Annotated in this window: 17 protein-coding genes and 1 riboswitch; of the genes, 5 read left to right on the top strand and 12 right to left on the bottom strand. The window is 57.4% G+C overall.

Features of this window, described 5'->3' with window-relative positions:
• Nucleotides 1-17: 17 nt before the first annotated feature.
• Nucleotides 18-1,760, top strand: a complete 1,743-nt coding sequence (locus tag AC27VJ_RS07440) for a sensor histidine kinase (protein ID WP_488683467.1) — start codon at nucleotides 18-20, stop codon at nucleotides 1,758-1,760.
• Between the two features lie 11 nt (nucleotides 1,761-1,771).
• Here AC27VJ_RS07440 and AC27VJ_RS07435 read toward each other — a convergent pair whose 3' ends face one another.
• The 4 genes from AC27VJ_RS07435 to ugpB all read right to left on the bottom strand — a co-directional run bounded on the left by AC27VJ_RS07435 (nucleotide 1,772) and on the right by ugpB (nucleotide 6,056).
• Nucleotides 1,772-2,812: a sn-glycerol-3-phosphate import ATP-binding protein UgpC gene (locus AC27VJ_RS07435; protein WP_488683466.1), complete on the bottom strand. Its 1,041-nt coding sequence runs from the start codon at nucleotides 2,810-2,812 to the stop codon at nucleotides 1,772-1,774.
• Entirely contained in the window at nucleotides 2,812-3,660 is an 849-nt protein-coding gene (gene ugpE, locus AC27VJ_RS07430) for a sn-glycerol-3-phosphate ABC transporter permease UgpE (protein WP_353578685.1), read from the bottom strand. The genes AC27VJ_RS07435 and ugpE overlap by 1 nt, the downstream gene beginning before the upstream one ends.
• A 10-nt stretch (nucleotides 3,661-3,670) precedes the next feature.
• On the bottom strand, nucleotides 3,671-4,552 hold the full coding sequence (ugpA, locus tag AC27VJ_RS07425; RefSeq protein WP_113086472.1) for a sn-glycerol-3-phosphate ABC transporter permease UgpA: 882 nt from the start codon (nucleotides 4,550-4,552) through the stop codon (nucleotides 3,671-3,673).
• A 199-nt stretch (nucleotides 4,553-4,751) separates the two neighbouring features.
• Nucleotides 4,752-6,056: a sn-glycerol-3-phosphate ABC transporter substrate-binding protein UgpB gene (gene ugpB / locus AC27VJ_RS07420; protein ID WP_353578686.1), complete on the bottom strand. Its 1,305-nt coding sequence runs from the start codon at nucleotides 6,054-6,056 to the stop codon at nucleotides 4,752-4,754.
• A gap of 254 nt (nucleotides 6,057-6,310) precedes the next feature.
• Here ugpB and AC27VJ_RS07415 point away from each other — a divergent pair, with 254 nt between their 5' ends.
• Together AC27VJ_RS07415 and AC27VJ_RS07410 are read left to right on the top strand one after the other, a co-directional pair.
• A complete protein-coding gene (locus tag AC27VJ_RS07415) occupies nucleotides 6,311-7,030 on the top strand; it encodes a GntR family transcriptional regulator (RefSeq protein ID WP_488683465.1) in 720 nt (239 codons plus the stop codon).
• A gap of 139 nt (nucleotides 7,031-7,169) precedes the next feature.
• On the top strand, nucleotides 7,170-8,105 hold the full coding sequence (locus AC27VJ_RS07410; RefSeq protein WP_488683464.1) for a dihydrodipicolinate synthase family protein: 936 nt from the start codon (nucleotides 7,170-7,172) through the stop codon (nucleotides 8,103-8,105).
• A 79-nt stretch (nucleotides 8,106-8,184) separates the two neighbouring features.
• Here the strand turns inward: AC27VJ_RS07410 and ribB are convergent, their stop codons facing one another.
• Nucleotides 8,185-8,826, bottom strand: a complete 642-nt coding sequence (gene ribB, locus AC27VJ_RS07405; protein ID WP_488683462.1) for a 3,4-dihydroxy-2-butanone-4-phosphate synthase — start codon at nucleotides 8,824-8,826, stop codon at nucleotides 8,185-8,187.
• A 112-nt stretch (nucleotides 8,827-8,938) separates the two neighbouring features.
• Nucleotides 8,939-9,085: riboswitch (FMN riboswitch) on the bottom strand.
• A gap of 215 nt (nucleotides 9,086-9,300) precedes the next feature.
• Between ribB and AC27VJ_RS07400 the strand changes: the two genes are divergently transcribed.
• Nucleotides 9,301-11,529 (top strand): heavy metal translocating P-type ATPase, encoded by a 2,229-nt coding sequence (locus AC27VJ_RS07400; protein WP_488683461.1) that lies wholly within the window; start codon nucleotides 9,301-9,303, stop codon nucleotides 11,527-11,529.
• Here the strand turns inward: AC27VJ_RS07400 and AC27VJ_RS07395 are convergent.
• Complete coding sequence (locus tag AC27VJ_RS07395; RefSeq protein ID WP_488683460.1) at nucleotides 11,526-12,851, bottom strand: NAD(P)/FAD-dependent oxidoreductase; 1,326 nt, start codon at nucleotides 12,849-12,851, stop codon at nucleotides 11,526-11,528. The genes AC27VJ_RS07400 and AC27VJ_RS07395 overlap by 4 nt on opposite strands.
• 227 nt (nucleotides 12,852-13,078) lie before the next feature.
• Between AC27VJ_RS07395 and AC27VJ_RS07390 the strand changes: the two genes are divergently transcribed.
• Nucleotides 13,079-13,555 (top strand): Lrp/AsnC family transcriptional regulator, encoded by a 477-nt coding sequence (locus AC27VJ_RS07390; protein ID WP_113086804.1) that lies wholly within the window; start codon nucleotides 13,079-13,081, stop codon nucleotides 13,553-13,555.
• A gap of 10 nt (nucleotides 13,556-13,565) precedes the next feature.
• Here AC27VJ_RS07390 and AC27VJ_RS07385 read toward each other — a convergent pair whose 3' ends face one another.
• The 6 genes from AC27VJ_RS07385 to AC27VJ_RS07360 all read right to left on the bottom strand — a co-directional run bounded on the left by AC27VJ_RS07385 (nucleotide 13,566) and on the right by AC27VJ_RS07360 (nucleotide 21,173).
• Complete coding sequence (locus AC27VJ_RS07385) at nucleotides 13,566-15,227, bottom strand: ABC transporter ATP-binding protein (RefSeq protein ID WP_488683459.1); 1,662 nt, start codon at nucleotides 15,225-15,227, stop codon at nucleotides 13,566-13,568.
• The gene (locus AC27VJ_RS07380) at nucleotides 15,227-16,069 is read right to left on the bottom strand and encodes an ABC transporter permease (protein ID WP_488683458.1); all 843 of its coding nucleotides are present in this window, start codon (nucleotides 16,067-16,069) and stop codon (nucleotides 15,227-15,229) included. Before AC27VJ_RS07380 ends, AC27VJ_RS07385 begins: the two co-directional genes overlap by 1 nt.
• Before the next feature lie 2 nt (nucleotides 16,070-16,071).
• Nucleotides 16,072-17,022: an ABC transporter permease gene (locus AC27VJ_RS07375; RefSeq protein ID WP_488683457.1), complete on the bottom strand. Its 951-nt coding sequence runs from the start codon at nucleotides 17,020-17,022 to the stop codon at nucleotides 16,072-16,074.
• 129 nt (nucleotides 17,023-17,151) lie between these two features.
• A complete protein-coding gene (locus tag AC27VJ_RS07370; RefSeq protein WP_488683456.1) occupies nucleotides 17,152-18,765 on the bottom strand; it encodes an ABC transporter substrate-binding protein in 1,614 nt (537 codons plus the stop codon).
• A 75-nt stretch (nucleotides 18,766-18,840) separates the two neighbouring features.
• Nucleotides 18,841-19,557 (bottom strand): HAD-IA family hydrolase, encoded by a 717-nt coding sequence (locus AC27VJ_RS07365; protein WP_488683455.1) that lies wholly within the window; start codon nucleotides 19,555-19,557, stop codon nucleotides 18,841-18,843.
• A gap of 242 nt (nucleotides 19,558-19,799) precedes the next feature.
• On the bottom strand, nucleotides 19,800-21,173 hold the full coding sequence (locus tag AC27VJ_RS07360) for an aspartate aminotransferase family protein (protein WP_488683454.1): 1,374 nt from the start codon (nucleotides 21,171-21,173) through the stop codon (nucleotides 19,800-19,802).
• Nucleotides 21,174-21,186 lie beyond the last annotated feature (13 nt).

Below are 21,186 nucleotides of genomic sequence, written 5' to 3'. Positions count from 1 at the left end.
CGGGAAAGAAGACCGATATGGCGCTGCAGGACTTTACATCCATCAATGTGACGTCGCTGGCCAGTCTGACTGAGGCAACCGCTCGGATTTCGCGCGCCCGCACGCGGGACGAAGTGATCGAGACGGTGAGGTCTTCCGCACGTGCATTGATCGGCTGCCAAGGCATCGCCATTATCCGCCGCGATAGAGACCTTTGCCACTATGTGGAAGAGGACGCCATCGGCCCGCTCTGGAAAGGCCAGAGATTTCCAACAGTTGCTTGCATCAGCGGCTGGGCGATGGTGAACAAGAAGACCGCCGTCATTCCAGATATTGTGAAGGACGAGCGCATTCCGCATGACCTTTATGCAGGCACCTTTGTCAAAGCTTTGGCAATGGCACCCGTCGGCATGGAAAATCCTGTCGGAGCCATCGGTGCATATTGGTCTCACGCCTACGAGCCGACGCAGTGGGAAATCGAAACGCTCGAAGCTTTGGCGAGTGCGGCGGCCTCCGCCTTCGAAACCGCCGACCTCATCGATTCACTGTCCAATGATCTGGCGCAGGCGCGTAGCCAATTACCGGATTATAGCGACAGCCAGGACGATTTTTCGAAAGACATCGAGCGCGTTGGTGGTATTGCTGCTGTTCCTACCATTTTGGATGTCGTGCTTCGCATGACGGGTATGGGCTTTGCTGCCGTTGCCCGTGTGACGAAGGAAAGATGGATCACCTGCCAGTCGCTTGATCATCTCGGTTTTGGCTTGAAACCCGGCGACGAGTTGCCGATTGAAAGCACGCTGTGTAACGAAATCCGTGATCACCGGGAAGCAGTCGTATTCGATGATGCGAGCATTGATCCTCTCTACAAGGATCATCACACGCCGCGCATTTATGGCCTGCGCAGCTATATATCTGTGCCGATCATCCTGTCGAATGGTCAGTTCTTCGGTTCGCTCTGTGCCATCGACCCCAATCCGGCGCGGGTCAACAATCCGCAGGTTCTGGGCGCCTTCAGGCTTTTTGCCGAATTGATCGGCCATCACCTCGATGCGGATGACAGGCTAAAGGCGGCGCAGAAATCGCTGGAGCGTGAACGTCAGGTTTCGGAACTGCGCGAGCAGTTCATTGCCGTTCTCGGCCACGACCTGCGCAACCCCATCGCCGCCGTCGATGCGGGCACATCGCGCCTGCTGAAGGAAGGCTGGACGGAGCGCAGTCCGCTGGTTCTCAAGCTGATGAAATCGAGCATTGGCCGCATGGGCGGGCTGGTCGATAACGTCATGGACCTTGCGCGCGCACGGCTAGGCGGCGGTATTTCGCTGGAGCTTGCCGAGCATGATGTCGCGACGACGCTGTCCCACATCATCGACGAACTCCGGGTCGCGCATCCCGAAAGGCACATCGATGTCGATTTCAACATCCCGGCACCGCTGTTGATAGACCGACTGCGCATTGCGCAAATGTTCTCCAATCTCGTGTCCAATGCTTTGACGCATGGTATCGAGAACGGCCCTGTCACCATCACCGGTTCCGTGAATGGCGATCATCTGGAACTGTGCGTCAGCAACCCCGGCACGCCCATCCCACCGGACACGCTGGAAAAGCTATTCCAACCGTTCCGCCGCGGCGATGTGCGTCCCAGCATGCAAGGTCTGGGACTAGGGCTTTACATCGCGTCCGAAATTGCCAAGGCGCATAAGGGGACGATCACCGTTCATTCCGATGATGTCGCCACGCGTTTCACCTTCGCAATGCCGGTCTCTGTGGTCCAAGCCTAAAGCGCATCCGTTCAGATGCGCTTTCCTTCCGCATCGAAAAGGTGGAAACGGCTAGGATCGGCGGTGATGGTCAGCGTCTCTGCGATCTCGATCGCGGAACGGCCCGGCACGCGAAAGACGATCGGGCTTCCATCCGACATTTCCCCGTGAACATAGCTTTCCGCCCCCACCAGCTCCACGGCAGCCACCGTTACCGGAATCTGGAATGGGCTATTTGATACGCCATCGGCAATGGTGATGTCTTCCGGGCGGATGCCGATTGTCTTGGCATTGGCCGGTATCGTTCCATTCTCAGGCGCTTTCCAGACCGAGCCGTTGAGCGGCAACAGGTTCATGGATGGAGAGCCGATGAATGTGGCAACGAAGCTGGTCGCGGGTTTTTCATAGAGCTCGATTGGGGTGCCGACCTGTTCGATGCGGCCTGCATTCAGCACCACAAGACGGTCGGCTAGTGTCATGGCTTCCATCTGATCATGGGTTACGTAAATACTGGTGGTCGCCAGCGATCGCTGTAACCGCCGGATTTCCACCCGCATCTGCACGCGCAGCTTCGCATCAAGGTTGGAAAGCGGCTCATCGAACAGGAACGCGGAAGGTTTGCGCACGATGGCGCGACCCATGGCGACGCGCTGGCGCTGGCCGCCCGACAATTGCCGAGGCTTGCGCTCCAGAAACTGTTCGATTTCCAGTGCGCGTGCCGCCTCGGTAATGCGGCGGTCGATCTCGTCTTTCGGTGTGTTGCGGTTTTTCAGACCATAGGCGAGGTTTTGTCGCACGGTCATATGCGGATAAAGCGCGTAGTTCTGGAAGACCATGGCGATATCGCGTTCTGCCGGTTCGAGATCGTTGACCCGCTTGCCCGCAATGTCGATGTCCCCGGAACTGATGCTTTCCAGCCCGGCGACCATGCGCAGAAGCGTTGATTTTCCGCAGCCGGACGGGCCGACCAGAACGATCATCTCACCATCCTGAATGCTCAGCGATACGCCTTTGATCGCCTCGACATTGCCGCCATAGACTTTGCGAACGTCTTTGAGTTCGATTGTCGCCATTACTTTTCAGTCTCCACCAAGCCTTTGACAAACCAGCGCTGCATCAGCACCACGACGAGAACCGGAGGGATGATGGCAAGGATTGCCGTGACCATCACGTAATTCCAGGGTGTCGAGGCGTCGGTGAAATCCACCATGCGGCGCAGGCCGATTATGATCGTGTTCATTTCAGCGCGATCCGTTACCAGCAGCGGCCACAAATATTGGGTCCAGCCATAGATGAAGAGGATCACGAAAAGGGCGGCGATATTCGTCGTGGAAAGCGGCAGCAGAATATCGCGCATGAAGCGGAATGGTCCGGCATTGTCGATGCGCGCCGCTTCCACCATTTCGCCAGGTATCGTCAGGAAGAACTGCCGGAACAGGAATGTGGCTGTTGCTGACGCCATCAACGGCAGCGTCAAACCGGCATAGGTGTTCAACAGGCCCAGATCAACGATCACCTTGTAGGTCGGCAGAATGCGGACTTCCACCGGCAGCATCAGGGTGATGAAGATCATCCAGAAAAAGCCCATGCGGAAGGGAAAGCGGAAGAAGACGATGGCAAAGGCCGACAGAAACGAGATGATGATCTTGCCGATGGCAATCGCCATGGCCACCACGAAACTGTTGAACAGCAGCCGCTCAAGGCTGACGCCAACCACCCGCTCGACGCCGCCGGAAATCGCCTCATGATAATTCTCCGCCAGATGCCCCGCAGGCAGCAGTGACAGCGGTGGGCGAAGAATGTCGGTCGACGTCGCCGAGGATGCGATGAAGGTATAGTAGATCGGAAAGGCGACGATGATGATGCCGAGGACCAGCATCAGATGCGCCATCAGGGTTGCGATAGGGCGGTTCTGGATCATTGTTTTTCCCTCAACCGTAATGCACGCGCCGCTCAACGAAGCGGAACTGGAAGGCCGTGAGCGCGATAACGATGACCATCAAAACCACGGACTGAGCAGCGGATGAGCCGAGGTTCAAATTGACGAAGCCGTCATTGTAAACCTTGTAAACCAGCGTTTCCGTGGCTTTGGCCGGGCCACCGCCGGTGACGGAATGGATGATGCCGAAGGTATCGAAGAAGGCATAGACAGTGTTGACCACCAGCAGAAAGAAGGTGGTTGGCGCCAGCAGCGGGAAGATGATGGTCCAGAAACGCCGCGCGCCGCGTGCGCCATCGATGGCGGCAGCTTCCAGCAGCGACTTCGGTATGGCCTGCAGGCCCGCGACGAAGAACAGGAAGTTATAGCTGATCTGCTTCCAGGCGGCGGCAGCTACCACGAGCGTCATGGCCTGATTACCGTCCAGAAGAGGGTCCCAGGCAATGCCGTTGCGGCGCAGAATATAGGCGAATGTGCCCATGGCCGGGTTGAACATGAACAGCCAGAGCATGCCGGCCACCGCCGGTGCCACCGCATAGGGAATAATCATCATGGTGCGGTAGAAGCCCTTGCCCCGCACCACCAGATCAGCCGCCGTTGCCAGCAAAAGCGCCACGCCCATGGACAGCAGCGCCGTGGCAACGCTGAAAACCACCGTGACCTGAAGCGCGTGCAGATAATTGGGATCGGCAAGAATGGCCGAGAAATTCGCGAAACCAACGAATGTGCTTTGAAGTCCGAACGGGTCTTCCCGCATCGCCGATTGATAAAGCGCCTGACTTGCTGGCCAGAAGAAGAACACGACGGTCAGGACGATTTGCGGAGCGACGAGAAAATAGGGAAGAATCTTGTTTGGAAAGACAACGCTTTGCAAAGTCGGGCTCCTTTAGCACAGGTCCAGCAAGCGGCTCTGCGAATGGAATGGCATGGCATAGAGGTTTAGAACATCGAAAGGCGTTCTATGAGACGGCTAAGGTGGTCTTGGGTTTAGAATGCGTGAAGCGAAATGGAATCTCCACTCTGCTCGATAGCCTTGGCTGCGCGGCCTGGAAGACCACGCAGCCAAAAGCGCATTACCGACCGATAGCCTGCTGAATGGCGGCATTGCCGCGTTCGACGGCCTTGTCGAGAGCAGCCTTCGCATCCTGCTTGCCCGCCAGCATCGTCTCGAACTCTTCGTTCATGATGTCGCGGACCTGCGGGAGATTGACGAGACGAACGCCTTTGGAGTTTGCTGTCGGCGGCTTACCCATCATCTGCAGCAGTGGTGTTTCACGGGCCGGGTTCTTTTCGTAGAAGCCGGACTTCTTGGTGTCCTCATAGGCTGCAAGTGTCACAGGCATATAGCCGGAGACCTGATGCAGACGAGACTGGATTTTGGTCTGGGACAGGAAGTGGAAGAACTCGGCCGTGCCCTTATACTCATCATCGGACTTGCCGCCGAACACCCAAAGGCTGGCGCCGCCGGGAATGGTGTTCTGCGGACGTCCGTCGCCTTCGTAATAGGGAAGCTGACCGATGCCGTAATTCATGCCGCTCTTGACGATATCGCCCAAACCGCCCGAGGACTCGGTCAGAATGCCGCATTCGCTTGAGGTAAAGAGCTGTTTTGCTTCGGATGTGCGACCGCCATAACGGAAGGTGCCGTCCTTTGCGAGATCGGCAATCGACTGAAAATGCTTGACGAAAGGCTCGGCGTTGAACGCCAGTTTCACATCCGTTCCAGCAAGGCCGTTTTCATTGCTGCCATAGGACAGGTTGTTCCAGGCGGCAAAGTTTTCGGTCTGAATCCATGTCAGCCATGTGGAGGTAAAGCCGCAAGGCGCTGCGCCGCTGGACTTGATCTTCTTGGCGGCTTCGAACACGTCTGGCCATGTCTTTGGCGGATGCTCCGCGTCCAGTCCAGCTTTAGTGAAGATGTCTTTGTTGTAATAAAGGATTGGAGACGAGGAGTTGTAGGGGAAGGACAGCATGGTGCCATCAGGCTTGGAATAATAAGCAACGATACCAGGCAGATAATCGGCCTTGTTGAATTTGTAGCCGCCCTTTTCCAGCACATCGGCCACCGGCACGATTGCGCCCTGCGCACCCATCATCACACCGCTACCGGCGTCGAAGACCTGAATGATCGCAGGCGGCTGCTTGGCACGGAATGCGGCAATACCGGCATTCAGGGTTTCCGGGTAGGTTCCTTTGAAAACCGGCAGAACCTTGTAATTGGACTGGCTTTCATTGAATTCCTTGGCAAGCTGTTCAACGACTTCGTTGTTGGCGCCAGTCATGGCGTGCCACCACTGGATTTCCGTGGCGGCCATGGCGCTGGATGCCATGAGCGTAGCAAGAACTGCGGATGTCACCGAAGTGAGAACGACTTTCATGGAATTTCCTCCCTTACCATGAACGCGATATGAGACGATTTAGAATCGCCTTTAGTAACTCATGCTCACTTAAGGCGAAGGTCGCAACAGTTTTTTCTCGATGGGAAAGCGGTCAGGGGAATAGCGTTACCGAAAATTGCGCAAAACCTTCCTTTCGGCACCAATGGCCTCCGGCATGGGCCTGTTTGGGGATTTCGTTATCCCGTTGAATATCGTAAATGATCCTATCTAGAAGGTTGCGGGGATATGACGGCATGAGCGTAAGCGATAAAGTGGACGAGAAGGAAAAACAGACCCACCGCAGAGGGTTTGGCGTTTCCACCGTTTACGAGACGCTGCGCAATGAAATCATCGAACTGAGACTGGCCCCGGGCAGCCCCATCGACGAGGTGCAGCTTTCTGAACGTTTCGAGCTTTCAAGAACGCCAATCCGTGAGGCACTGGTCAAACTGTCTGCCGAAGGGCTGATTACCACCCTGACGAACCGCGCAACGATCGTATCTCAGATCGACTTCCTCGGACTGCCGGAGTTTTTCGACGCGCTGACGCTGATGTACCGCGTAACAACGCGGCTAGCCGCTGCAAGACATGCTGAGGAAGACATCGCCAAGATCAAGGCGTTTCAAACCGCATTCGAGACAGCTGTGAACGAGCGGGATGTTGTGGCCATGATCGCGACCAATCGCGATTTCCATCTCGCCATCGCCGTTGCTGGCGGCAACCGCCATTACACGGAGCTTTTCACGCGATTGCTGGATGAGGGACGCCGCATTCTGCGTCTCTATTATTCGTCCTTCAACGATGTTCTGCCGCGCCATTATGTTACTGAACACGAAGACATGATCCAGGCGATCATCGAGCGGGACGTGGAAAAAGCAGACCGCATCGCGGTTGCTCATGCGGACCAGATCGTCCAGCAAATCCGCTCTTACATCGCTGCCGATACGCGCCAGAGCGTGGGCCTGCCTCTCTAAGATTGCCGACCTGACGCAGGTGATTTCACACGCCCTTAATCTCTGTATTTTATTTGTCGACAAAAATTCGACGCTGTGTTAGATGGTTGTTCAGAGATTGATTGGGCCTTGGCGCCCCTGGCTTAAAGAGGCTGACAACATGGCTGATACGATATTCACTGGCTGCATTCCTGCTCTCATGACACCCTGCAAGGCAGATCGCACGCCGGATTTCGATGCGCTGGTCAAGAAGGGCAAGGCGCTGATTGCTGCTGGCATGTCTGCCGTTGTTTATTGCGGTTCCATGGGTGACTGGCCTTTGCTGACGGATGAAGAGCGTCAGGAAGGCGTGCGTCGTCTGGCGGAAGCGGGCGTTCCCGTCATCGTCGGCACCGGCGCTATCAACACCAGGTCTGCCGTCAGTCATGCTGCGCATGCGGCAAAGGTTGGCGCGAAGGGGCTGATGGTCATTCCGCGCGTGCTTTCGCGCGGGTCCTCGTCTTCTGCGCAAAAGGCGCATTTCTCGGCCATTCTGGAAGCCGCAAACGGCCTGCCAGCGGTGATCTACAACAGCCCCTATTACGGCTTTGCCACCCGCGCCGACCTGTTTTTCGATCTCCGCTCGCGCTACTCCAACCTCATCGGCTTCAAGGAATTTGGCGGCAAAGCCGACATGACCTATGCGGCCGAAAACATCACCGCAGGCGATGATGACCTGACTTTGATGGTCGGCGTTGATACCGGCGTCTACCATGGCTTCGTCAATTGCGGTGCCGGCGGTGCCATCACCGGCATTGGCAACGCGTTGCCGAAGGAAGTCCTACACCTCGTTTCCCTGTGCGAAAAAGCCGCGAAGGGCGATGCGACTGCGCGTCGCGATGCACGCGAGTTGGAAGAAGCGCTGACTGTGCTTTCCGCCTATGACGAAGGTCCGGACCTTGTGCTTCACTACAAATATCTGATGGTTCTGAACGGCGACACCGAATACGCGCTGCATTTTAACGAGACGGATGAGCTTAGCGCCTCCCAGCGCCGCCAGTTGGAAAACCAGTATGCCCTGTTCAAGGCATGGTACGCATCGCGTTATCCGAACTGATCGCTCGCCTTGAGCCAAAATACACAAACAAAAATGCGCCCCATCAGGGCGCATTTGCTTTCACGGAATGCTGCGTTGATTAGGCGACCTGCTTTTCGGCGATGTCGCCGTGCTCGCGCACTGTGAGATAATCGACCAGATCCTTGATTGTCACGACGATCAGCCCGTGTCGTTCCGCAAAGACTTCCAGCTGCGGCAGACGCGCCATCGTGCCGTCGTCATTGGCCACTTCGCAGATCGTGCCAGAGGGGAACTTGCCAGCGAGACGGCAGAGATCAACCGCTGCCTCCGTATGTCCCGTTCGGCCAAGAACGCCCAGCGGGTTGGCGCGCAGCGGGAAGATGTGGCCCGGACGCGCAAAGTCATCCGGCTTTGCTTCCGCAGAAACCAGCGCGCGCACCGTCTTGGCACGGTCGCTGGCGGAAATTCCGGTCGTGGTGCCGGGAATGTAATCCACCGAAACGGTAAATGCCGTTTTGTGGAACTCGGTATTGCGCGGCACCATCAAGGGGATATCGAGTTCATCCAGCCGCTCACCCGGCATGGCCACACAGATGAGACCACGGGCGTGGTTCATCATGAAAGCAACCTGTTCGGCGGTGATGCTGTCTGAAGCGACGATGATGTCGCCTTCATTCTCGCGATCTTCGTCATCCACGACGATGACCATGTCACCGCGTGCAATGGCTGCAACCGCATCTTCAATTTTAGAAATAGTCATGTCTTGCCTTTCAAGGGTTATGCCGTTTCCAGCACTTTCGCGTTTTTTAAAAACGCCAAATTTCCCTTGGGCGAACAACGCGACGGTCCTCCGCAGTGTGCGGGTTCTGTCACCTTGTTCTCTTCCATCCGGACTATACCGTCGGCTCCGGCATCTCACCGGATCTGCTGACCTTTCGGCTTCCACCGAAAGCGCTCGCGGGCTCCGGGAAAATCCCGATACCGCCGGTGGGGAATTACACCCCGCCCTGAGAACAAAATGAACATAAGTCATGATAGCGCCTGCAATCAAGAGGCAAAGCTTGCTTCAAAGACCCGCCTTAGGAAAAGAACTTGCGTGTGCCGATATTTCGCGGAAAATCGGACGCGTCCCATCTTCTCCGCTTCAACTTAAATGAAAATAGCTGATTTTCGCTCTTGCAGCTCTAGTTACTAGAGGTCGTAAGACGTGGTTTGTAATTGAGAGGAATGGCATATGAGCACGTCTTTACAGACCAGATTTCGCGTAGATGGCATGGATTGCGCCTCCTGCGCCGCCAAGATCGACACCGCTGTTCGCCGCATCCCCGGCGTAGACGATGTTTCGGTCTCCGTCACCGCAGGCACGATGACCGTCAGTCATAACGAAAGCAGTGACCTGATGGCCATCGGCAAGAAGGTTACGGGCTTGGGCTATGCGGTCGAGCAGCTTGCAGCCCGGTCATCCAGTACGTCTGAAGCGACACATCAACACGGTCCGGCGTGCAATCACGACCATCACGATCACAGCCACGCCTCCCTTGATAAGAAGGGTGTTGTGGCTGCGGTCGAAGGCTTGCACGGTCATGACCACGGCCCCAGCATCGGCCCGTGGTGGAAGAGCAAGAAGGGACGGATGACCATTCTGGCCGGTCTTGCGCTGGTAATCGCCTATGGTATCGGCCACCTCTTTCCCGCCATTCAAATCTACGCCTTTGTGCTCGCCATGCTGGTCGGTCTGGTTCCCATTGCGCGCCGCGCCATCATGGCGGCATTTGCTGGAACGCCGTTTTCCATTGAAATGCTGATGACGATTGCCGCTATCGGCGCGCTCATCATCAATGCAACCGAGGAGGCGGCAGCGGTCGTTTTCCTGTTTCTGGTCGGTGAATTGCTGGAAGGTGTTGCCGCTGGCAAGGCAAGAGACAGCATCAAGTCGCTCGCTGCTCTCGTTCCCAAAACCGCACTTCTGGAGGAAGCCGGCAAGACGCGCGAAGTGCCTGCAGAGAGTCTGGGCGTCGGCGCCACCATTCTTGTGCGCCCGGGCGACCGCATCTCGGCTGATGGCGTTATCCTCTCCGGTGAAAGCTCCGTGGATGAAGCCCCGGTAACGGGGGAGAGCGTGCCGGTCAACAAAAAGCAGGACGACGTCGTCTTTGCCGGTACGGTCAACGGCAATGCAGCACTCCGCGTAAAAGTTACCGCAACGGCGCAGGACAACACCATTGCCCGCGTCGTGAAACTGGTGGAGGAAGCGCAGGAGAAAAAGGCGCCAACCGAACGCTTCATCGACCGCTTCTCCAAATATTACACCCCCGCTGTGGTTCTCGTCGCCGCTCTTGTCGCGATCATTCCACCGCTTTTTGTTGGCGCTGACTGGAACGAGTGGATTTACAAGGGCCTCGCCATTCTGTTGATCGGCTGCCCCTGCGCGCTGGTCATCTCCACGCCCGCTGCCATCGCAGCATCGCTTTCCGCCGGTGCGCGGCGCGGGCTGCTGATGAAGGGCGGTGCTGTTCTGGAAGGTTTGGGCAAGCTGACTGCTGTCGCCCTGGACAAGACCGGCACGCTGACGGAGGGCAAACCGAAGGTCACGGATATCGTATCTTTCGGCACGGAAGAAGCAGAGGTGCTGAAGTTTGCTGCCGCACTCGAAACCGGTTCCAGCCACCCGCTTGCGTTATCCATTCTGGCGAGGGCAGTCGAGAACAATATCGACATTCCCTCAGCTACGGATGCGAAAGCGTTGGGCGGCAAGGGTGTGACCGCAATCGTAGCCGATCAGGAGGTTTTCCTCGGGTCTCCCAAGGCCGCTGCCGAGCGTGTTGCCATTTCAGGGCAACACTGGAAGACCATCTCTACGCTAAACGATGAGGGCAAGACGGTCTCGGTGCTGATCATCGGCAAGACTTTGGCCGGGGCCATCGCCATGCGTGACGAGCCACGGACGGACGCTGCCGAAGGTCTGAAATCCCTCAAGGACAGAGGCGTCAAGATCGTGATGCTGACCGGCGACAATGCCCGGACAGCAACGGCCATTGGCCAGACGCTTGGCATCGAGGTTCGTGCCGAATTGATGCCGGAAGACAAGCAGCGCATTGTCGGCGAGTTGAAGGCTCAAGGCTTCATCGTCGGCAAGGTTGGGGATGGCATCAATGATGCACCAGCGCTCGCCGCTGCGGATATCGGCATTGCCATGGGCGGCGGTACGGATGTGGCGCTGGAAACGGCGGATGCCGCCATTCTCCATGGACGCGTCGGCGATGTCGCGCGAATGGTCGATCTATCCAAACGCACCATGCGCAATATTCACCAGAATATTGCCATGTCGCTCGGGCTCAAGGCGGTGTTTCTGGTCACCACCATTCTCGGCATCACCGGCCTCTGGCCTGCAATTCTGGCGGATACGGGTGCGACGGTCTTGGTGACCCTGAACGCCCTGAGATTGCTGCGTAACCCGGCTTAAAACTCAGCGACCTTACCCCAGACCGAGGTGTTCAATCGGTCTGGGCGGTAGGGGATGGGATCGACGATGGGCGTCGCGCCAGTGATGATGTCGGCAACGAGATGGCCCGCGCCGGGTCCAATGCCGAAGCCGTGGCCGCTGAAGCCCGCAGCAAGGATCAGGCCCGGTACGCCGCTGACCTCACCAATTGCTGGCACGCCATCCGGTGTGCTGTCGATATACCCTGCCCAGGCGTTTGCAATCGTGGTCTTACGCAATTCCGGCAGCAGGTTCAGCGCCCGGCGGAATGTTTCGTCAATTTGGCTTTGGTCGACTTTGGGGTCGAGAATACGGTTCTTTTCCATCGGTGTGATCGCATCCACGCGCCACTTGCTCAGAGATTCGTGACCCGCTTTCCAGCCTTCCAGCCCGCCGGGTGCCAGGCTTTTGCGACGCTTGAGGAACATGGGCACGAATTCGCGGGAAAAACGCAGCATTTGCAGGGTGGGGTCGATGCGCGCTCGTCCGCTGATCGCCAGCGTATAGCCGCCATCGCCACGGCTGGTGATGGAGACTTCCGAAGTGTGGAGGGCGTCTGGCAAACCCTGCGCGCCGGGTGTCACAGACAGAATGGAGGAGCGGGTGGATGCCTGCGGGAAACGAATGCCAAGCTGGTGGCAGAAGGAGGAGGCCCAAGCGCCACCCGCCAGAACGACAGTCTTGGTCGCAATCGTTCCTTTTTCGGTGATGACACCGCTGACTTTGCCAGCCTGAAGTTCCAGACCGCGCGCGGCGCACATCTGGTGCACCGTGCCGCCCAGTTTGAGAATGGCCCGCGCCACGACGGGTGCCGCCCGCGAAGGGTCGGCGATGCCGTCGGTCGGTGAAAATACGCCGCCCTTCCAGTCTCTGCTCGTGGCTTTGCCTCGCGTCTTTGCCTCTTCGACATTCAGCATATGGGTGGTGACGCCAACGGTGCGGGCAAAATCACGCCAGCGGGCCCAGCCTTCAAGCTCGGCCTCGTCATTGCTCAAATAAAGAAGGCCGCAACGGCGAAAGCCGGTGTCTTCGCCGGTTTCCTTGGTAAAGCGTTCCCACAGCGTCAGGCTATGGGTGGACATGGGGAGCTCGCGGGCATCGCGGTTCTGCTGGCGGCACCAGCCCCAATTGCGGCTGCTTTGCTCAGCACCAACAAGGCCCTTTTCCACGAGCGCCACCTTCAACCCGCGCTTTGCCAGATAATAGGCCGAGAACACGCCTGCTACGCCACCGCCGATCACGACAACGTCGGCTTCTTTGGGCAATTGCGGGGAGGACTCTATCCGATACAGCGGTGCGGGCATTGCTTTCTCCTGTCGACGCGCCATTCTAGCAGTCGCGTCATCTCCCGCCTGCCGCAAGATAAGCAACGAGCAGCATTTTATTCTGTAGCGGCATCTTGCCGCGCATCATTCTGCCAAAATCGGATTTTCACGCTTTTGAACGGCTCTGTATGGGTGGTTTTGCTTGCGCAAGTGGCCTTGCCGCATATTATGCTGTGAGATGATGGCGCAGCAGGATGTTTGGTGAAATGAAGCTTGACCGGATCGATATCAAGATTCTCCATGAACTTCAAAAGAACGGCCGCATCACCAATGTCGAGCTGGCGGAACTGGTCAACCTCTCGCCCAGCCCGTGCCTGATGCGCGTCAAGAAGTTACAGGCCGAAGGGTTCATCACCAGCTATTCGGCGCAGATCAATATCGGCAAGCTTGGCCAGACACTGACCGTCTTTACCGAGGTAACGTTGAAAAATCACCGACAGATCGATTTTGCACGCTTTCTCGCCGCCGTGGAAAAGCTGGACTCGGTCATCGAATGCCATCTCGTATCAGGTGGATATGACTATCTGCTCAAATTCGTCACCGGCAGCATTGGCGAGTATCAGACGATCATGGAACGGCTGATAGACATGGATATCGGCATTGACAAATATTTCAGCTTCGTCGTGCTGAAATCCCCCATCGTCAAGCCGCATATGCCGCTGACCAGCCTGTTCCCGATGTAACGGCAGCGCTTCAGCGCTGCGCGAAAGCCCGCACCAGTTCCGGGTCCCGCTCCAGACCGTCCAGCCAGCCGGTATCGAGTTTGGGAACGGAGGAGAACAGCAGCTTCGAATAGGGGTGAGCATTGGCATTGCCCACGGCGGATGGCGGCATCTGCTCCACTTTTTCACCCGCATACATCACGGCGATCTCATCGCAGATGGCCTGCACCACGGAGAGATCGTGGCTGATGAAGATGTAGGAGAGTTTTAGCTCCCGCTGCAGTTCTTTCAGCAGGTCGATGATGGCAGCAGCCACCACTGTGTCGAGTGCGGAGGTAATCTCATCGCAAAGAATAATTTTCGGATCGGCAGCCAGAGCGCGGGCCAGATTGACGCGCTGCTTCTGTCCGCCAGACAATTCTGCCGGACGGCGGAACTTCAGGGTGCGTGGCAGGCGAACCATGTCGAGAAGCTGATCGATCCGTGCCTCGCGCGCGGCTCTGTTCATGTCGTGATAGAAGGCCAGCGGCCGCTCCAGAATGTCGCCAATCGCCTTGGAGGGGTTGAGCGCCGTATCGGCAAACTGAAAGACGATCTGAAGCTTGCGCAACTCTTCGCGCCGGCGCTGGCGGGCGTCCGGGGCCAGCTCCTTGCCATCGAAGATAATATGGCCGGAAACGGGCGGCAAAATACCTGCGATGACGCGCGCAAGGGTCGATTTTCCACAGCCGGATTCGCCGATAATGCCCAGGTTGCGGCCCTCTTCCAGCGAGATATCGACCGATTTCAAGGCCAGCGCCAGCGGCATGCCGTTGGGCTGGATCGGTCCATAACCGGCAAAGATACCCTTGGCTTCCAGCAACGGCTTTTGCACCTTGCCTTCAGTTTCCGCGGCACTGGCGTGGATGTGAGGTTTGAAGGCGGCAAGAAGCTCCTGCGTATAGGGGTGTTTTGGCGCGGTCAGGATTTGTTCGGTCGTGCCGATTTCTTGCACTTCGCCGCCTTTAAGAACCACGATGCGATCAGCAATCTGCGCGACGACTGCAAGGTCGTGCGAGACGTAAACGCCTGCGAGATTGCCGGCTTTCATGACGGATTTGAACGCACGCAGAACTTCGATCTGGGTCGTGACATCAAGTGCGGTTGTCGGCTCATCGAAAATCATCAGGCGTGGATTGCCGATCAGTGCCATAGCGGCGGAAAGCCGTTGCAGCTGGCCGCCGGAAACCTGATGCGGGTAGCGATCACCGATCGTATCGGCATTGGGCAAGGCCAGTGCGCGGAATAGCTCGATGGCGCGGGCCTTCGCGGCCTCGTCGCTCATCAGGCTGTGAATGCGCACAACTTCAATGACCTGATCCATGATGCGCTGTGCGGGATTGAAGGCGGCAGCGGCACTTTGCGGCACGTAGGCGACTTCCGTGCCGCGCAGTTTCGCAAGCCCTTTGCGTGACGTCGCGGCCATATCATTGGCGCCAAGACGAACGGAGCCGCCAACGATCTTGCAGCCCGGGCGGGTGTGGCCCATCATCGTCAATGCGATGGTCGTTTTGCCGGAACCGCTTTCACCAATCAGGGCAACGATTTCGCCATCGGCGATATCGAAACTGACGCCGCGAATGATTTCCACCGTCCGGCCAGTGTCGGTTTTCGCTTCGACCTTGAGGTCACGAACTTCAACGAGATTGGCCATCAAGCACTCCGGTCACGAATTTTCTGCGGCAGATTGTCGATCAGCATGTTGACGCTGATGGTGAGTGTGGCGATTGCGATGGATGGAAACATCACGGCAGGTGCGCCGTAGGAAAGCCCGCCGATGTTTTCCCGCACCAGCGCACCCCAGTCTGCATTTGGCGGCTGCACGCCAAGGCCGAGGAAGGACAGGCCAGACAACAGCAGCACGATGAAGACGAAGCGCAGGCCGAGGTCGGCCAGCACCGGCCCCAAGATGTTGGGCAGGATTTCCGAACGGATGATGTAGAACACGCCTTCTCCACGCGCACGGGCCACCGTTACGAAATCCATCGTGTTGATGTTGACGGCCAGCGAGCGGGCAAAGCGGTATGAGCCTGGCGTATAGATGATGGCCATTGTCATGATCAGGACTGGAATGGATGGCCCCATGGCCGCCACGATGACGAGGCCGAACAGCTTGCTGGGAATTGAAATCAGCGCATCGAGGAAACGCGACAGGCATGTGTCGAACCATCCGCCTGTAACGGCGGCGCACATACCAAGTGTCACGCCGGAAAAGCAGGCAATAGCGACTGAGGCCAGCGAGATGCCGACTGTATAGCGGGCGCCCATCAAAATGCGGGAGAAGATATCGCGGCCGAGGTAGTCGGTGCCCATGATGAACTTTTGCGACATCGGGCCGAAATAGTCGAAATCGACAATATCGCCGACGGGATAGGGGATCAGCAGCGGCGCGAAAATCGCGATGACGGCCCAGAAGAGAATGACCGTCAGAGCGGCAATACCTACCGCGTTGAAACGATATCCGAGCCTGCGGGGGGAAAGAGCAAAACCTGCCATGATCAGCGGAGCCTCGGATTGGAGACGATGGCGATGATGTCGGCAATGGTGATCAATATGAGATAACCGAGGCAGAAAATCAGCGCGCAGGTCTGGATAAGGGGCAAGTCGCGGGTGGAAACGGCATCGACCATCAATTTGGCAATGCCCGGATAGTTGAAAATGGTCTCGACGATAATGACGCCGCCCAGCAGGTAGGAGACCGAAAGCGCGACAGCATTGACGATGGGGCCAAGCGCATTGGGAAGAGCGTGGCGCAACACCATGCGGGAGCGTGACGCGCCTTTCAGCAGCGCCATTTCCACATAGGGCGTGTCGAGGGTTTCAATGACGGCTGCGCGTGTCATGCGGATCATCTGCGCGGAAATGACGAAGCTGAGCGTTATTACCGGCATCGCAAAGACGCGCAGCAATTCGCCGAAGGAATGAACCTCATTGGCAAAAGCAAGCGCTGGCAGCCACTTCAGATAGACCGCGAAAATCAGAACGGCAGAGGTTGCCACCATGAATTCGGGAACGGAGATGACCGTGATGGTGATCGTCGTGACGACACGGTCGTAAATCGTGCCCCGCATGATGGCCGCGGTTATGCCGAGCGTCAGCGCAATGGGAATGGAAAACAGCGCGGTCACGGCGGCCAGTTTCATCGTGTTGGCCAGACGTCCGCCGATAAGATCCACGATGGCCATGTTGTTTGCGTAGGATTTGCCCAGATCGCCGACGAACAATCCCCCTAGCCAGCGAAGAAAACGCAAAATGGCCGGGTCATCGAGATGCATTGCGGTTCTGAGACCCGCCACGGCCTCCGGCGTTGCGGATTGTCCGAGCAGAATCTGCGCGACATCGCCCGGCAACATCTCGGTTGCAAAAAACACGGTGAAGGCGACGATCAAGAGGGTAATGATCGCCACAAAGAGCCGGTTTATCACAAGTGCAAGGACATGTTTGTTCATGCGGCCTCTCTTTCGGAAACGATCCTGGCTCCCGTTGAAAATCATTGTCCGGCCAAAGTGCGCCAATGGCAATGCGGGGAGCAGACGGAGTTTTGCCCGCCGCCTGTTGCGACGGGCAAAGTTCCGGGATCAGGCCTCGAGCCATACGTGTTCGGCGAACGCGTAACCCATCATGCCGCCAAGCGGGCTGGGCTGAAGGCCCTTGAGCTTGGAAGAGATACCATCGACGTTGGAGATATAGACCGGAATGATGGTGCCGGCTTCTTCGGCAATCATCACCTGCATTTCGTTGTAGATCGTCTTGCGCTTTTCGATGTCGAGCAGGCCGCGTGCTTCCACCAGCATCTTGTCGAACTTCTCCGACTTGTACTGGCTTTCGTTCCATGGCGCGTTGGATGCGTAGAGAAGCGAAAACAGAATGTCCGGTGTCGGGCGCGGGTTGATGTTGCCGAAATGGACCGGTGCCTTCAGCCAGTAGTTTGACCAGTAGCCATCTGACGGTACGCGCTGGACATCGAACTTCATGCCTACCTGCGCACCCGCTGCCTGTACCACCATAGCCATATCGATCGAGGAGCTTGCAGCCTCTGAAGCAACGATCGGGATCGACTGACCCATGAGGCCGGACTTTTCGAAATGGAACTTCGCCTTGTCAGGATCGAAGGACTTCGGCTTGAGATCCTTGTTGTGATACATATTGGCAGGCGAAACCGGCTGATCATTGCCGATTTCCGCAAGACCGCGCAGCACCGATTTCTGGATCTGCTCGCGATTGACCAGATTTTTCATGCCCTGCACGAAATCGGCCTTGTTGCCCGGTGCCATGTCGAGACGCATGTTGAGGTTGGTGTAGTTGCCGGATGTCGTCTTGGAGATGACGACGTTAGGCTGACCTTCCATCAGGCGGATGGCGCGTGGGTTGACGGATGCGGCAAGCTGGATATCGCCAGCCAGAAGCGCGTTGACGCGGGCTGTGTCGTCGGAGATCGCGAAGAACTCGAAGGAGTCGAGATAAGGTCCTTCGGACTTCCAGTAATTCTTGTTCTTGGTGGCAAGCGAGCGAACGCCGGGCTCGAAGACTTCGCAGACGAAAGCGCCTGTGCCATTGGCCTTAGCGAAATCCGTGGTGCCGTCGGCAATGATCATGAAGTGGTGCAATGCCAGAATGGTCGGCAAGTCGGCATTCGGATTTTCAAGCGTGATTTCGACGGTCAGATCATCCACAGCCTTGAAGCCGGTCATCTGCTTGGCAATGGAATTGACCTTGGAGCCAACGGCGGGGTCGAGATGGCGCTTGAGAGAATAGACGACGTCTGCCGAGGTCAGCGACTTGCCATTGTGGAAAGTCACGCCCTTGCGCAGCTTGACGGTCCAGACCTTGGCGTCCTTGCTATCGATGCTTTCGGCCAGCTCCATCTGCGTCATACCGGCCTGATCGATAGTCGACAAGCGGTTATAGAATGCGCAGCAGCGAACGTAGTCGGTGGATAGCGATGCCTTGGCCGGATCGAGCGTATCGGCGGTAGACGACGACCAGCCAGCCGCTTTCAGCGAGCCGCCGGAAACCGGGGCAGCCGCAAGGGCCTGACCGGCGCGTCCCAGAATGGCAGAGCCGGCGGTTATGGCGACGCCGCCCGCCATCAGCATCTTGAGAAGATCGCGACGGCTCGCGCCACGGCGAATGGCGTTTTCGACCATCGCATCATCGGCGGAGGTCCAGTTGATGAGTGTTTTATCGGTCATGTTCATTCCCCTTTTTGTTAAGTTCAGGCGGGTCGAACGGCTTATGCGCGCCGCTTTTACCCATGGAGGGCAGTGTCAGGCGTTGGCTTTCTCCTCAACAGCATCGGCAAGTGCTGCCATGGAGGTGAAATGGAAATCAGGTTCGGTAAAGTTTTCCGGCTCGATGGTACCGCCATAGCCCTTCTGCGCGTGGCGTCTCTCGATCCAGCAATTCGTCATGCCCAGCTTTCTGGAAATTCCGATGTCGTGGTACTGGCTCTGGGCGACGTGCAGAATATCGTCTTTGCTGTTACCTTCGGATTGAACGAACTCGAAGACATAATTGAAAAAGGCAGGGTCGGGCTTTTCGGTGCCGGTGTCGTCAGCCGTAAAGCCCTGGTAGAAGGGATTTCCGAGTTCCTTGGAAAAGCATTCGAAAGCCCATCGCTGGGCGTTCGTCATCGCAATCAGCTTGTAGCGCTTGGCCAGGCGCGCAAGGGCGTCTGCGCTATCGGGAAAGGCTTTCCAGCTTTTTGCGGAATCGCGGAGCCGCTCTCCAAGGGCGCGTTCGGCGGGCAGGCCGAGATCCGGCGCGATCACCAGATAAACGCGAACGAGATCATCCGGGAACAGGCCGACATCAGGCAGATAGCGAGCCTTGCGATAGAGGGTCAGCGCAGCTTCGGCATCGATGGACACGCCATGCTCTTCAGCGATCTGCTTCAGGCATGTCGTCAGGCCGCTTTCGAAATCGATCAGCGTTCCGACCACGTCGAAGCTCAGATATTTGAAGTCTGCTAAACTCTTCGGCAATGTCATGCTCCTGTTTTGCAAGCGGATCACGGATGGGTCTTGATGTCGTCGCAGAATTCTGTGCTGTCAGTTTTGATCCGTAATCGCTTTGTTCCCGGCTTGGGCGGTGGCTTTTTGCGCTTTTCCCGCCTTCTTTCCGCCCATCATCGCAAGAATTGATCGTGGGATTCGCTGAAAGACCAGACCCCTGCGGCACAATATTCTGAATATGCCGTCAAAGCGGTATTTCCAGCGTAGCCCCTTCAAGCCATGGCGGCGCGCACGTCCGGGTCTTCCAGCGTCTGGTCCAGCGTCATGCGCGTACGTTCGATGATGGCATCGATTTCGCTTTCGGTGCAGCAGAGCGGCGGTGCGTAGCCCAGAACGCCGTTTCCGAAGGCGCGGATGACGAGGCCATTGTCCCAGGCGCGGTCGAAAATGCGGCGCGATGGGTCGGCAGCGGCAGGCAGAGGCGTCTTCTTCTGCTTGTCCGTCACCAGTTCGATGGCCGCCAGCATGCCGCGACCGCGCACGTCGCCGACCAGCGGGTGGTCTGCAAGGCTATGAAGTCCAGCCATCAACCGCGCACCGGCTTTGACGCCGTTTTCAAGAAGCCCGTTTTCATACAGTCTCAGCACTTCCAGCCCAACAGCTGCGCTGACAGGATGGGCCGAATAGGTGTAGCCATGGCCGATTGCAGCAGCACCGGCACCATCTGCAATCACATTATACACCCTGTCGGACATGAACACAGCACCCATCGGCACGTAGCCGGATGTCAGGCCTTTGGCTGTGGTCATGAAATCCGGCACGACATCATCTTCGGAACACGCAAAGAGTGGACCGGTGCGGCCAAAGCCGGTGATGACCTCATCGGCCACCAGCAGCACATCATACTCTTTGCAGACTTCATGCATGGCCTTCAACCAGCCGTTAGGCGGCACCAGAACGCCGCCTGAGCCCTGAATGGGCTCGACGTAAAAGGCAGCGACACGTTCCGCACCGATCTCCTCGATCTTCGCCCGCAAAGCGGCAACGGAAGAGGCGATAATGGCGTGCGGGTCGGTGCCGACAGGGTTGCGATAGGCATAATGCGACGGAATTTTGTGCTGCCAATCGAACGGGAGACCGAAGCCCGCATGAAATATCGGGAGCGCGGTCAGGCCCGCACCGACCGTGCTGGAACCATGGTAGCCCTGTTCCAGAGAGATGAACTGGTCCTTCTGCGGCGTACCGAGAGAATGGTAATAATAACGGATGAAGCGAACCGTGCTGTCCACCGCATCGGAACCACCGAGCGTGAAATAGATGTGGGTGAGATCGCCCGGCGCGCGATCTGCCAGTTCCGATGCCAGACGGATCGCGGCTTCCGAACCTAGGCTGAAATAGCCCGTCGCATAGGGAAGCTCGCGCATCTGTTTTGCAGCCGCTTCCACGATGCTTTCGTGGCCGTAACCGGCATTCACACACCACAGACCGGCGAAGCCATCGATCATCTGATGGCCGCTCATGTCGGTCACGGTGGCGCCCTTGGCGGATTTCAACACCCGGACGCCAAGCTTTTCATGGCCTCTGTAAGACGCAACGGGATGGACCAGATGTGCGCGGTCGAGTTCGATAAGGGAATTGCTGAGCATAACGATCTCCAGG

It is taken from the genome of Agrobacterium sp. 20P9.1.2, assembly GCF_057799395.1.
Note: the sequence above shows the minus strand (reverse complement) of the source record. Positions and strands in the feature narration are given on the sequence as shown.

Coding starts and splice junctions, on each gene's coding strand:
- ugpE (WP_353578685.1), bottom strand. CDS start 3,660: ATGATCCAGAACCGCCCTATCGCAACCCTGATGGCGCATCTGATGCTG.
- AC27VJ_RS07370 (WP_488683456.1), bottom strand. CDS start 18,765: ATGACCGATAAAACACTCATCAACTGGACCTCCGCCGATGATGCGATG.
- AC27VJ_RS07395 (WP_488683460.1), bottom strand. CDS start 12,851: ATGCCCGCACCGCTGTATCGGATAGAGTCCTCCCCGCAATTGCCCAAA.
- AC27VJ_RS07375 (WP_488683457.1), bottom strand. CDS start 17,022: ATGAACAAACATGTCCTTGCACTTGTGATAAACCGGCTCTTTGTGGCG.
- AC27VJ_RS07390 (WP_113086804.1), top strand. CDS start 13,079: ATGAAGCTTGACCGGATCGATATCAAGATTCTCCATGAACTTCAAAAG.
- AC27VJ_RS07385 (WP_488683459.1), bottom strand. CDS start 15,227: ATGGCCAATCTCGTTGAAGTTCGTGACCTCAAGGTCGAAGCGAAAACC.
- AC27VJ_RS07435 (WP_488683466.1), bottom strand. CDS start 2,812: ATGGCGACAATCGAACTCAAAGACGTTCGCAAAGTCTATGGCGGCAAT.
- AC27VJ_RS07410 (WP_488683464.1), top strand. CDS start 7,170: ATGGCTGATACGATATTCACTGGCTGCATTCCTGCTCTCATGACACCC.
- AC27VJ_RS07400 (WP_488683461.1), top strand. CDS start 9,301: ATGAGCACGTCTTTACAGACCAGATTTCGCGTAGATGGCATGGATTGC.
- AC27VJ_RS07380 (WP_488683458.1), bottom strand. CDS start 16,069: ATGGCAGGTTTTGCTCTTTCCCCCCGCAGGCTCGGATATCGTTTCAAC.
- AC27VJ_RS07360 (WP_488683454.1), bottom strand. CDS start 21,173: ATGCTCAGCAATTCCCTTATCGAACTCGACCGCGCACATCTGGTCCAT.
- AC27VJ_RS07415 (WP_488683465.1), top strand. CDS start 6,311: ATGAGCGTAAGCGATAAAGTGGACGAGAAGGAAAAACAGACCCACCGC.
- ribB (WP_488683462.1), bottom strand. CDS start 8,826: ATGACTATTTCTAAAATTGAAGATGCGGTTGCAGCCATTGCACGCGGT.
- ugpB (WP_353578686.1), bottom strand. CDS start 6,056: ATGAAAGTCGTTCTCACTTCGGTGACATCCGCAGTTCTTGCTACGCTC.
- AC27VJ_RS07440 (WP_488683467.1), top strand. CDS start 18: ATGGCGCTGCAGGACTTTACATCCATCAATGTGACGTCGCTGGCCAGT.